The organism is Streptomyces sp. NPDC127068, from assembly GCF_042724695.1.
Lineage (GTDB): Bacteria > Actinomycetota > Actinomycetes > Streptomycetales > Streptomycetaceae > Streptomyces.
Genome location: NZ_JBHXEN010000031.1, coordinates 68,227 through 80,566 on the forward strand (window position 1 = coordinate 68,227; position 12,340 = coordinate 80,566).

Consider the following 12,340-nt stretch of genomic DNA (forward strand, 5'->3'; position numbering starts at 1 on the left):
GCCCTCCCGGTCCGGACCGTCCGGTCCCGTCAGGGCGCCGACCGACGACCGTCGCCCTCGACCACGTTGGTGCCCTCGGGGATCGGTACGCGGTACACGCCGGTGATCTCGTCCTGGTAGTCCCACTTGCTGAAGGACACCCGCTTGCCCGAACCCGGCGCATGGATGATCTGGTGTCCCTTCTCATCCCAGACCAGACCCACATGTCCGGACGTTCCGTCGCCGTTGGGCCGGAAGAAGATCACGTCTCCGGGCTGCGCCTGCGACAACGGCACCTTGTAGGCCTTGAGGTGAGGCTGCTGATCGAACGTCGTGCTTCCGATGTCGATCTTCCCGTCACTGGCCATGTAGTACGCCCACTGCGTGAAGCTGGAGCAGTCGAAGCTCTTGGGATTCTTGCCCTGCAGACGCGGGGCGCCGTATGCGTACGGGGTCCCGAGGCCGCGCTGGGCCCAGCCCAGCACCGCCCGGATCACCGGGTCGTCGGAGTCGGGCAGGACACCGGTGGCGCCCGCTCCGTCGGGAGCGACGGCCGCGCTGCCGTTCTCCTCCGCGCAGTCGGCGTACTGGGCGTCCTTGGCCGGCTCGTTGGAGCCGGGCACCGTCCCGTAGTCCGGGTTGGCGCTGAGCCGGCCCTCCACCCAGGCCGCGGGGTCCACCATGCCGGGGCCCGAGTCACGGCCGCCGATGAAGGGGTTGTCCACCCCCGGTACGCGGACCTCCCAGTGCAGGTGCGGGCCGGTGACGTTGCCCGTCGCACCGACCAGGCCGATCCGGGCGCCACGCTTGACCTTCTGGCCGCGCGTCACGTCGATGCGGACCTGGTGTGCGTAGAGCGTGATCACACCGTCCTTGTGCTCGATCATCGTCATGTTGCCGTACGAGCCGCCGGGGCCGGCCGAGACGACCGTGCCGTCCGCCGGGGCATGGATCGGGGTGCCGGTGGGGGCCACGAGGTCGAGTCCCGTGTGGTAGCCGAGGCTCCACATGCTGCCGGACTTGTGGTACGGCGAACCGGTTACGTACGTGCCCTTCTCCATCGGCCACTGCCAGCCGTCGCGCTGCTCCTCGGGCGCGGCGAGGATGGTGGTGTCATCCGCGGCGACCGTGTACCCGATCGGGCTCATCGCGGTGGTCAGACCGGCGTCGGCGGCGTTGCCCGTGTTGGCGGTACCCTTCAGCGGCGGGGTCGACCAGTCCCGGGGGGCCGAGGCGGCGATGCTGAGGGCCTTGCCCACCTGTGCGTTGTTGCCCACCGGCTCGGGAATGTCCGACTGCCGGCCCAGAGTGGGGAAGCCGGGGTTCTTCTCGACGGTCGCCTTCAGATGCGCGTACCAGCGCTCGATCAGGTCCTTGTCACCGGTGAGCTCGCCGCGGTAGCGGGCCGCCTGGGTCAGGACGACGCGCGGGTAGATCGTGTTGGAGGCGTTCGAGCCCGAGTAGCTCAGCAGCGCCTGCCAGGGCGCGCTCTCGACCTTCTTGGCGTGCAAGAAGTTGGCGGCCGCCCAGGAGGCGTCGTCGATGTTGTACAGGTCCTTCTTGCCGTCGCCGTTGCCGTCGTCGCCGTAGTCCTGCCAGGCCGGGTTGCCGAACTGGAGGATGCCCATGTATCCGGCCGAGTTCTTACCGCCGGGTGCCGCGGACTCGTCCTGGCCGAACTTGGTCTCCTGGTACATCTGCCCGGCGATGATCGTCCAGTCGAGGCCCTCGTAGTTGGCAGCGGCGCGCATGGCCGCGAGAATCATCTTCGGGGGTATCTCATTGCGCGCGGTCTCGCTCGGCATGTACATTTTTCCGGCCGGCATGATCGGATTGGTGGCTGCCGCAGCGCCAGTGTTCCCCGAATCCGCGTTGTCCGCGTAGTCGGTGCAGGAGGCGCTGGAGCTCCCCGCCCCCAACCCTCCGACCATGTTGATGACCATGATGACGGCCACGGAACACGCGCCGCCGCTCAGCAGGACGCCGACCGCCGCGCCCTTGGCCATGCGACTGGGCTTCTTCCTCCCCTTCTTGCCGCGCTGACCGTCCAGCAACTGCTTGGCCTTCTGCGCGGTCTTGGCCGCCTTTGCCGCCTTCGCGGCGGCCGCCAGTACGGCGGGAGCCACCATCGCTACATCACTCCCCGGCCTGGTCGGAGGCGCCGACGTCCCCGAGACCGAAGACGTCGACGCCGGACACGACCCACTGGCCGCTCTTCTCCTCGACGCTCACGAGCCACCGGTTGGTCTGGGTGCTGGTGTCGCCGGTCGAGGTGACCGTGGCCGTCACCTTCACCACACTGGATATGCTCCGGCCGCTGTTCCTTACCAGGTCGACCGAGATCACCGCGTCCCGTACGACGTCGGCCTCGCCCTTGGAAGTGCACTTCTCGACGACACAGGTGTCCCAGGCCTTGCCGGTCGGCAGGGCGGTCACCTGCTTCATCCGCGTGTCCTCCGTGGTGAGTTCGAGCAGCGGCACGCTCCATGCCCTGCTGTCGCTGCGGTGGTCGTACGTGTTGATCCTGGCCATGTACTGGGCCATCACCGCGTGGGCCCGGGACAGTTCGGTACCCGTGACGATCGGGGTGGGCCCGCCGGCGGACGGCGCGTCCGGGCCCGAGGAGTTCTTGGCCCCCGTGGCAGAGTCGGCCTGCCCGGTCGCAGCGGTCGCCGGACCCTCCTCCTCGCCGTCCTCGCCGTCCTCGTCGAAAACGGTGAACATCACGATCACAAGGACAAGGAGGACGCCGAGCACCCCCAGCGCCAGAAGCCCGGTGCGCTTGTCGTCCGCGGGCAGCTCCACGTTGCCGTGTCTCCTTCGTGTACTGGGCCGTGCGGCGGCATGGCCAGGGTGCTCGCCGCCACGGTAGGGGGAGGCGCGCGAGCAGAGCCCGGTGTTTTCCTCTGCGGGAAAGGAGTGGGAGACGAGAGGGAATGCGACGCGTTGGCCCGCGCCCCCGTGATCGCCCCGATCCGCCGCGGTGTCCCTCCCGCGAGCCCGGTTCAGGAGACGAGGATGCCGATCAGTAGTACCCCGACGACGATCGCGCCCATGACGATCCGGGCCGTCGGGTCTTCCCGCTGCCAGAGGTTGTGGACCGCGGACCAGCCGCTCAGCCGGGCGGCCCGGCCACTGTGGACACGCTGGCTCCAGTGCTGTTCGTCGACCACGTCGTCGACGTCCTCGTCCACCGGCTCAGGATCCTCGTCGGGCTCGAAGCCCACCGGCATGCCCTGCTGTTCCTGCGCCACCAGCACCAGGGGCTCCAGCAGGTCGGGAATGGTGTGAGGGGTGAGCGGATGAACGAACGTGCCGTACGGGGTCTCCATGCACAGCCTGGCCTGCCAGGGGTTACCCGGCTCGTAGCCGTCGACCCAGGTCCGGCCGGCCTGGAACGTCTGCGGCGGGACCGGGGTGGGTTGCGCAACGTGGGCCGGAGCCAGCGGGGCCTGCGGCGCGGCCCTCTCCCCGATGCGCGGGTCGGGTACGGGCGGTTGCTCGCTCTGGTCGCTCAACTCTCGTCCTCCGCCTAGGGTCTGTCGTTCGGGTCGTGCCGAACCCGACGTGATCCGCATGACGGGTACGGCCCGCGGGGTCCAGGGGCACATGCGGGTACGCCGGGCGGACGCGCCCCGCGCATTGTGATCCAGGATGGGGCGACGGCACACGGTGTCACCCCCGTTGTCCCGAACGGATTCCTCGCCTCCACTTTCGGGGAATCCGTTCGGGACTCCGCCGAGTCCCGGAGAAGCCCGGCGGGACAAGGAATGCGGTTCAGCGACCGGTCTTTGTCACACTGCCAGCGCACCTGGCCGGACCAGGGCCCGTCGTACAGCCCGGTGATGCGGGCGCGACTGCTGACGGAGACTCAACTCGCTGGAGTATCGGACTCGATGACAGACCACAACAGCTCTGCTGGCGCGGTCGGCGGAGGCCAGCCCGCCGGGCAGCCCGGGTCCTCCAGTCCTTCCCAGCAGCCCTGGCAGGAACTGGGAGACGGGCAGGGGCAGGAGCCCGCGCAGGGCGGGGGCCAGGTGCCCAACGACCCGCACGCCGCCCACGCCCAGCAGGGCGGGCAGCCCCAGCAGCCGTGGCAACTGTCGCCGGAGCAGGCCCGCACACACGTCGCCGCTGCCTGGGTCCGGGACGCGCCCCAGGCGGGGCAGGCCGCCGTGCCCGCACTGCCGCCCCGCGAGTCCCGCCCGACGACGGAGTCCAGGAAGGAGAAGCGCGAGCAGGCACGGGCTGCCCGCAAGGTCGAGTACGAGGCCAAGAAGGCGGCGAAGGAACGGCGCCAGAAGGGCGGGACGGCCGCCGGGAACGGCCGGGCCGGAAGGGCCGCGCAGACGGCGGTACCGACACAGACCCCCGCCCCCGACCCGGCATCCGTGACCACGACCGTGAGACCTGCGGCCGACGCTGCGGGCCAGAGTGCGAAGACCGTCGCACGCAAGCCCGCGGGCGACTTCGACGTGGCCAGGCCCGGCGGCCGCCTGCCATCCGGTGGGCGCCGTACCCACGTCGGCCTGCGCGCGGCTCTGCTGATCACCACGGGCCTGTTCGCGCTGGGCTCGTGCGGTGTGACGGGACTGATCATCGGGAAGTCCTCGGGAGCGGACACGGCCGGCCTGGACACGGACGACGTGGCCCGTTACGGGCTCACCGAGTTTCCGACGCGGCAGGCGGCCGCGTTCGCCGAGCAGTACGCGATCGTCTGCCTCACCTACGCCCCGGAGAAGGCCTCCGAGCGCCGTGCGGCGCTCGCCCGGTACACGTCCTCGGGCGTCGATCCCGAGTGCGGCTGGAGCGGCAAGGGCACCCTCAAGGCCCTCACCGCGACCTGGGACGGCACCAGCGAGAACCTGCCCGAGTACGGTGCTCACGGCCGCTACTTGGGTATTCAGGTGCGCACGGACGATGGTGGGCTCACCACGCTGACCGTCCCCGTGTATGTGAAGAACCTGGCGTCCGGCGAAGGCATACGCGTCGCCGGTGACGTCGGCGAGATGCCCATGCCCCCTCGCTCGGACGTACCGGAGGTCGACCAGGACAGCGAGGACGTCGACACCGCCCTGGGCCAGCAGTTGCAACAGACAGTGCTTCCGGGCTACTTCGAGGCGTGGGCAAAATCGGACAGCACCACCCTGGCCCGCTTCACCGCTCAGGGCGCCACGCTCGCCGCGACCACGGGACTGTCAGGCCGCCTGTCCGAACCACAGGTCAACGACGTGGTGGCGCTGGTGCCGAGGGGCGTCCAGGGCTCCGCTCCGTACTCCTACAAGACCGGGCAGACCGTACAACTACGGGTGATCGTCGACTGGGCCGACCCCGAGGGCGACACCGTGCGTCGCGCCTACCGGACCACTGTGGTGAACACGGGCCAGGGCTGGTTCATCAAGGACATCCGGGGTGGGCTGCTCGACCCCCAGGGTGGCAGGGGCGATGACGAGCAGACCGGGCCGGCCGAGGACGGGCCGGACACCGGCGAGGCCACTGCCTCCGCTCCGGCCGCCTCTTCCCCGCCGAGCGGCCGGTCCCCGCAGGACGTGGGGGCCGACACGAACTGAGGGCCAGGAACCCTTCTCGGCCCCATCCACCAGCAAGACGACACACGAGTCGTTCTGTGAGAGGAACCACCATGCAGTTGGCCGCCACCTTGGACTCCATGTTCACGGAGATCCAGGACATTCTCCAGACCGCGGGGGCGACGGTCGCCATCATCGCGCTCCTCATCCTGGGCATCCGGATGCTCATCTCCATGAAGCAGGGCGAGGGCCTACGCGAGGCCTTCCAGGGCTTCGGCATGATCGCCCTGGCGGCACTGATCATCGGCAGCGCGAGCGGTCTTGCCGGTGCGCTCATCTCCTTGGGCACTCAGATCGGTGGCAACGGCTGATCCCGCTCAACCACCACTACTAAAGGGGTTCGGAGCGATGACGCAGGAAGCTCCCGCGCCGCTGGTCGCATACGACCACACCGACCTGGAGAACCGCCCGAAGCGAATCTGGAACTGGGGCAACATCCCGCTTCCGGGTCTGTTGCTGCCCGCGCTGGGCGCGGCCTTCGGCTTCGGGCTGTTCTGGCTCGTGTTGTTGTTCACCACGTCCACGTTCCTCCCGTTCCTCAGTCTGTCGATGCTGACGGCGGTCTTCTACTTCGGGCCGCCGCTGGCCGTCTACTTCGTCTGGGGAAGGCCCCTGCCCTCGGCACTCACGCTGAGCCAGCAACTGGTCGTGTGGACCGACTGGTGGCTGCAGCCGAAACGGCTCCAGGGGCTCGCCGCGGACCAGGAGCCGGAGGAACTGCACTGGCAGGTCATTCTCTGGAAGCCCGGAGCACCGCGCTGGCACGCGCGGTACGACGCCGCGCGCCAGGCCGCCGCCCCACGTGGCTCGACTTTCACCGCGAGGGTCCGATGACCACCATCCGATGCCAACCGCCGCTAACCGCAAGGTGACTTGTCCATGTTCCTGTTGATCATCCTGGGTGCGGCGGTCGCCTTCTTCGTGATCGCCCTCATCATGGCGGCCGGTTCGGGAAAGAAGGGTCAGGAGCAGGGCCGGGCCTCGAAGCGACAGAGCCCGTCCTCGTCCGGTGGCTCGGCCGCCGGACACCGTGAGGAACTGCGCCTTCCCTACCGTTACGCCGACGACTCGCTCTTCGTGCACGGCGACTCGGTGTGGACCGGCCTGGTGCTGCCCACAGCCATCGACGAGTATCTGAACGCCACCGAGCTGCAAGCCATGGCGGAGGCGCCGGCGCGCGGCCTGCTCAACCTTGCCCGCGGTGACCGCAACGTCGAGTGCCACTACCGCAAGGTCTACCAGCCGATCACGGCGGTGGGCTGGGCGGAAGACCTGAACACGGTCGCCTGGGATCCGACGGAGAACTACAAGGCATACAACCTGCGCAAGGCCGAGTACCAGGAGCGCATCGGCGCCAACCGGGAGCGCAACATCCTCCTGGTGAAACTGGGTTCGCTCAAGCGCCACGGCAAGAGCGGCGTGATGGCGGGCGACGACGAGCCTCACGACGAGCCCTCGCTGCTCCAGGGTGTGCACAACTTGGCGGACCGGGCGGCGGCGTCGGCCACGGGCGTCTCGGACGAATACCTGTCCCCCTCCCTCCTCGCCGAGTGGACACAGGTCGCCACGGAGGTACACGAGAGCTTGGAAGGGCTCGGCGGTACCCCGCTGACCCGTGAAGAGCTCGTCTGGCTGATCCGCAAGCCCCTGCACGGCGACCTGCCGGTGCCGCCCGAGCCGGTGCTCGGCTCGCGCGCCTGGGGGCCGAACCAGTTCGACCTGGTCGTCGACTTCTCCGGTGAGAACCGCAAGACGCACATCGTCCTGCATCAGTACGACGAGATCTCCGGCGAGCGGAAGACCAGTTACACGACGACGCTGGTGGCCGCCAACTGGCCAACCGAGACCCGCTTCCGTCAGTCGACGGCATGGGCCCGCTACACCTCGCAGAACGTGGAATTCCCTGTCGAGATCGACATGCGGTTCACGCTCATCCCGTATCTGAGGTTCAAGAACCGGGCCGACAAGATCCAAGGCAACCTCATGGACGAGATAAAGGACATGGCAACCTCGGGCCGCAGCCCGGACACCAAACTGGCCAGCCAGGTCGCCCGTGCCAAGGATCTCGTCGACGACATCGACGAGCACAAGATGCCGGGCATGGAGGCGCAGATCCGGTTCACGATCTCCGCTCCGGACCTCAAGGAGCTGGAACGTCGGCGCCGGGTGTTGGAGATGCAGTTCAAGCAGGACCTGAAGGTCACCCTGCTGCGCCCGACGCGCCAGCAGTGGCGGCTGCTGCAATCGCAGCTTCCCGGAGACACGCCCAAGCTACCCATCGCCCCGTACCTTCGCCTGCAGGAGGTGGAGCAACTGGGCGCCGGACTGCCCACCGCGGGAACGGAGTTGGGCGACAACCCGGAGACGCGCTCCGGACGGCGTCTGGGATGGGTCGGCAGTCTGGTCGGCTGGGCCGGCAAGATGCCCGTGCACTATTCGCTCCACGTGGGTCCCGCCCGCAACGACGGCGGTGGCCTCGCCATCGTGGGCGCTTCCGGTGGTGGCAAATCCTCCCTGGCGCTGCAGAAGTTCTACGAGGAGTCCGAGTCAGGTGTCCGCTGCCTGGTCATCGACCCCAAGACCGACTTCGCCCAGCTCTGCTATTACCTGGCCTTCGGCTCCCAGGTCAACGACCCGGACTTCGCCGCGGAGGCCGAAGCGGGCAACCTCGGCACCTCCGCCAGCCGGTTCCGGCCGATCAACCCGGAGTTCTGGGATGAGACCGAGGTGGTCGACCTTCTCAAGGGCCAGGCGGGCGTGCTCGACCCTTGGGTGATCGCCCGCGACGTACCGGCCGGCCGACTGCTCGCCGAGTCGATGCTCCGTGGCTTCCTCGGCGACGAGGACTACCAGCGCGTACGGCTGCCCGTCATCGAGGCGATGGCCACGGTCGTCAGCCGCTACAACTCCGCCATCCGTCAGGCCGTCGAGCACGGCATGGACGCACGGGACGCCGAACGCAGTACCCAGCGCCCGACGCTGTGGCAAGTGGTCGACGAGGTCGTCGCGGCGTACGACACTGCCGTGGCGGAGGGGGACCGCGAGGCCCAGAAGGACCTGAAGCTGGCGCAGATGCTCCTCACCGAGCTGCGCACGCTGCCCTACGCGCGGCTCGCCTTCTCGGACCGGCCCAAGCCTCTGTCCAGCATGCGCAAGCGGCGCACGGTTATCACCCTGCGCGGCTTCCAGTCCCCTGCGGCCTCGGACCCACGCAGCTGGAACCCGGCTGAGCGCCTGGCGGCCACGGCACTGATGGCGGTCGTGGAACTGGGCAGCCAGATGCTCGACGTCGGTTACGAGAAGAACCCTGTGACGGGTGAGGTCGGTCTGCGGCCCAAGGCCCTCTTCGTCGACGAGGCCTACGTCGTCACGGCCACGGATAGCGGCCGGGACCTGATGCGCCGCGCGCTGAAGCAGGGCCGTTCCTACATGGCGGTCACCGTTCTGATCACCCAGCAGGCGATCGACCTGGTCCAGATCGAGGACTCCGAGGCTCGCAGCGGTGGCGCCAACCAGATCCACACCGTCTTCGCCTTCAAGCAGAAGTCCGCTCAGGAGGCGTCGCTGGTGGCCCCGCTGCTCGGGCGATCGGAGGACGACCCCAAGGTCATCGCGGCCCTTCAGGAGCTGCGCACCGGTGTGTGTCTTCAGCGCGACGCCGACAAGCGGGTCGGCACGGTCGCGGTCGACCTCGTCTTCCAGGAGATCCTCGCGGCCACGGACACCAACGGCACGAGCCGTCCGGCCCGCCAGTCGGTCGACCCACCGACGAGCGTCTTGGACTGGAAGTTCATACAGGAGGCGGAACCCGCTCCGGTACGGCCGGCCGAGCGGACCGAGGCCCAGCCGGCGTGAGCCATCGGAGCACCCACCACCACTCATCAGCACGGGGAACGGAACGGACAGCATGCGAATCAAGCGAACGCTGGCGCTCGGCGCCGCCCTCGTCTCTCTGGCCGCGGTCGGGGCATGCGGGAGCGACGAGGGGGCGTCGGACAACGATCTGCCCAGCGCGTCAGACATGGCGTCCGTCGAGGAGTACCTCACTACCTTCGTCACCTGCGAGAACCTCACTACGGGCGACGAATACGACGACTCCGGGCGCAGCACCGCGTGGGGCGAGGAGGAGGCCGCGGACGCCTCATGGGCCATCGGGGAACGCGCCGTCTGCCTGGACGGGAACGATGCCCCCATCGCCCTGCTCACCATCAAGGACATGAAGAAGTTCCAGACCGCCGCCGACCGGGACGGCAACGCGAGCTTCCTGGTGGGACAGGACTTCGCCGTTGTGCCGGTGAGTCCTGGCACGGTCGAGGGCCTCAAGGCATCCCGCCTGAAGTATCTGACCTGTGATCCGGACTTCACCGCTCCGAGCGGCTCCGAGAAGGAGCAGGGGCTCGTCTCCGGCTGCTTCCTCACCGATCACTTCCCGACCGGCTGACCGCTTCGTGCGCCGCCGGCACTCGTCGCCCGCATTCGTCCAAGGAATCCAGATGTCCTCGCGCCACACGCTGCACCGCACTCTCGGCCGGACAGGCTCGGCTGTCCGCGCCGTCCTGTTCGTGGCGCTGACCCTCATATCCTTGACCCTCGCCGCGCCCTCCTCGGCCTACGCGGACTTCTCCTGCAACTTCACCGGCGACGACCAGTACCAGATGGATACGGCCGGTGACGCCGAGAGCGTCTTCCCCGCCTACAACCAGTGGGACAAGGGGGCGACGGACGAGAAGAAGAACCAGCAGGGCCTCAACATCAGAGGCAGTGTCACCGGGCCCGTGGAGATGTCCCGCCCCCCCGAGATGTACACCATGTACGAGCTGAACGGCCTGCGCGGGCTGAACTTCTCCCAGACCTTCAAGGGCAGGGGCGACGCGTCCGAGGACAACGGCGATTTCGGGAGTGGAGCCGACAACTGCGCCGTGATGGACCTGGTCTACAACGGCGCGGCCGACACCATCTTCACGTTCACCAAGTTCTTCACGCGGATGTCGATCTCCATCAAGGAGACCGCTTCCAACCCGAGCCCGATGGCGGGCCTGTACGAGGGTCGCGACAGCGTCGTGAAGACGCTGAAGGTCAACGTGCTGCAGCCGGCCGTAGTCGTCATGATCTTGCTCGTCGGCCTGTGGGTGTTCACCAAGTGGCGAGCCGGCGACACCCGTGAAGTATGGGCCGGGGTCTCCTGGGCCGCGCTCAGCATCATCGGCGTCATGGCCTTCCTCACCGGCAGCAACTACGACAAGTTCGTGACGTGGTCCGACACGCATATCGGAGATGCCAACACGGCCCTGATGTCGACCGCGCTGGCCGGCGTTTCGGGCGAGATGCAGCCGCCCTGCGATTTGAAGGACAACTACAACAAGGGACTGCGGCAGTCGAGTTGTGCCATGTACGACACACTCATCTTCCGCCCTTGGGCCCTGGGGCAGTTCGGTGCGCCGGGCAAGAACTGCATCTTCAAGAAGAAGGGCGACGGCAAGGTCAGCGAGGGCGTGTGCGTCCCGGACGACAAGAACCACAGCTGCTCCTACGGCAGGGGCGCCCGTTGCGAGGATCTCCGCGTCCGTCAGCTCGTGGCCCAGTCCGAGACCAACAAGGACCTCGGCAAGGATCTCGACAAGATGGACGACGAGTGGGTGCCCATCCGCAAGGACATCGCGGGTGGTGAGGACATCGACACCGATGACACTGGTGACCAGGAGATCTACCCGGTGGCGTTCGACACCTGGGCGGGCAAGAATGCGGGGGGACGGGTGGGTGTGGCCTTTTACTCCCTCCTCGCGTCCTTTGTTGTTGGCACGATGGTCATCATTCTCAGCGGACTCACCCTCCTCTGGCACGCCGTCACACTGATCCTCATCGTGATGCTCCCCCTGGTCGCCGCCATCGGTATGCATCCCTCACAGCAGAAACTGCTCAAGGGCTGGCTGGAGGCCTTCGTACACAGCTTCGTGCTCCGAGCGGGCTTCAGCGTGATCCTGACCCTGCTGCTGGTCCTCTACCAGATGATCTTTCCGGCGGACATCGCGCTGGGCAGCCAGTTGCTGCTGCTGATGCTCGTCAGCATCGCCGTGGTGATGATGATCCGGAAGCTCATCGAGAAGCTGACGAACGGGGAGTTCACCCCTGCGTTCGGAGGCGGTCAGATTGATCCGACCCCCAGGCCCATCACCAGGGGAGACTCTGACTGGCGACCCCGCAAGAGCCATGGTGCCGTGCAGCGTCCGGGCCAGGCGGCGGCCAAGGCTGCGGTGGGTACAGGCCGCGTGGCTGCCACCGCAGCGAAGAAGCCAGCGATCTGGACCGGGGAACAGACGGTCGGTCGTGCTTGGCGTGCGGGACGGGAGGCCGTTCAGCGCAGGCGCAACAGCGGCAACACGCCGCAGAACCCGAACCAGGGGGCGAACCAACCCGGTTCGGGCGGCACCGGCACCCGGGGGGCGACCGGAGGCTCGGGGTCCAACGGAGGCTCAGGTTCTAACGGCGGCTCCGCTGGCAATGGTGGTGGTTCGGGGCGCGGCGGTCGTCTCGGTGGTTCGGGTAGTGGCGGGAGCGGGAGCGGGGGCTCGGGCGGCAGTGTCGGGGGCTCGGGTGGCTCGTCCGGTGGTTCCGGTGGTTCCGGTGGTTCGGGTGGTTCTGCTGGCAATGGTGGTGGTTCGGGGCGCGGCGGTCGTGTCAGTGGTTCGGGTAGTGGCGGGAGCGGGAGCGGGGGCTCGGGCGGCAGTGTCGGGGGCTCGGGTGGCTCGTCCGGTGGTTCCGGTGGTTCCGGTGGT

At 68.2% G+C, this 12,340-nt stretch carries 9 protein-coding genes; 6 read left to right on the forward strand and 3 right to left on the reverse strand.

All coding sequences use genetic code 11. From position 1 onward, the window contains the following. Window positions 1–29 precede the first annotated feature (29 nt). The 3 genes from ACFWIA_RS20555 to ACFWIA_RS20565 all read right to left on the reverse strand — a co-directional run bounded on the left by ACFWIA_RS20555 (window position 30) and on the right by ACFWIA_RS20565 (window position 3,497). Window positions 30–2,108 (reverse strand): peptidoglycan DD-metalloendopeptidase family protein, encoded by a 2,079-nt coding sequence (locus ACFWIA_RS20555; protein ID WP_387007146.1) that lies wholly within the window; start codon window positions 2,106–2,108, stop codon window positions 30–32. Between the two features lie 7 nt (window positions 2,109–2,115). After that, window positions 2,116–2,784, reverse strand: a complete 669-nt coding sequence (locus ACFWIA_RS20560; RefSeq protein WP_387007148.1) for a hypothetical protein — start codon at window positions 2,782–2,784, stop codon at window positions 2,116–2,118. A 200-nt stretch (window positions 2,785–2,984) separates the two neighbouring features. Beyond that, entirely contained in the window at window positions 2,985–3,497 is a 513-nt protein-coding gene (locus ACFWIA_RS20565; protein ID WP_387007150.1) for a hypothetical protein, read from the reverse strand. Between the two features lie 378 nt (window positions 3,498–3,875). On the opposite strand from ACFWIA_RS20565, the gene ACFWIA_RS20570 reads away from it, so the two are divergent. The 6 genes from ACFWIA_RS20570 to ACFWIA_RS20595 form a co-directional block, all read left to right on the forward strand. Beyond that, window positions 3,876–5,549, forward strand: a complete 1,674-nt coding sequence (locus ACFWIA_RS20570; protein WP_387007152.1) for a conjugal transfer protein — start codon at window positions 3,876–3,878, stop codon at window positions 5,547–5,549. A gap of 71 nt (window positions 5,550–5,620) precedes the next feature. After that, window positions 5,621–5,878: a TrbC/VirB2 family protein gene (locus ACFWIA_RS20575; RefSeq protein WP_387007154.1), complete on the forward strand. Its 258-nt coding sequence runs from the start codon at window positions 5,621–5,623 to the stop codon at window positions 5,876–5,878. Window positions 5,879–5,915: 37 nt separating this feature from the next. Next, window positions 5,916–6,401, forward strand: a complete 486-nt coding sequence (locus ACFWIA_RS20580) for a hypothetical protein (RefSeq protein ID WP_387007156.1) — start codon at window positions 5,916–5,918, stop codon at window positions 6,399–6,401. Window positions 6,402–6,446: 45 nt separating this feature from the next. Beyond that, window positions 6,447–9,422: an ATP-binding protein gene (locus ACFWIA_RS20585; protein ID WP_387007158.1), complete on the forward strand. Its 2,976-nt coding sequence runs from the start codon at window positions 6,447–6,449 to the stop codon at window positions 9,420–9,422. 52 nt (window positions 9,423–9,474) lie between these two features. Then, window positions 9,475–10,008, forward strand: a complete 534-nt coding sequence (locus ACFWIA_RS20590) for a hypothetical protein (protein WP_387007160.1) — start codon at window positions 9,475–9,477, stop codon at window positions 10,006–10,008. Between the two features lie 52 nt (window positions 10,009–10,060). Continuing rightward, the coding region (locus ACFWIA_RS20595) for a hypothetical protein (RefSeq protein WP_387007162.1) at window positions 10,061–12,340 on the forward strand (2,280 nt) is incomplete at its 3' end.

Coding starts and splice junctions, on each gene's coding strand:
- ACFWIA_RS20575 (WP_387007154.1), top strand. CDS start 5,621: ATGCAGTTGGCCGCCACCTTGGACTCCATGTTCACGGAGATCCAGGAC.
- ACFWIA_RS20555 (WP_387007146.1), bottom strand. CDS start 2,108: ATGGTGGCTCCCGCCGTACTGGCGGCCGCCGCGAAGGCGGCAAAGGCG.
- ACFWIA_RS20580 (WP_387007156.1), top strand. CDS start 5,916: ATGACGCAGGAAGCTCCCGCGCCGCTGGTCGCATACGACCACACCGAC.
- ACFWIA_RS20590 (WP_387007160.1), top strand. CDS start 9,475: ATGCGAATCAAGCGAACGCTGGCGCTCGGCGCCGCCCTCGTCTCTCTG.
- ACFWIA_RS20570 (WP_387007152.1), top strand. CDS start 3,876: ATGACAGACCACAACAGCTCTGCTGGCGCGGTCGGCGGAGGCCAGCCC.
- ACFWIA_RS20585 (WP_387007158.1), top strand. CDS start 6,447: ATGTTCCTGTTGATCATCCTGGGTGCGGCGGTCGCCTTCTTCGTGATC.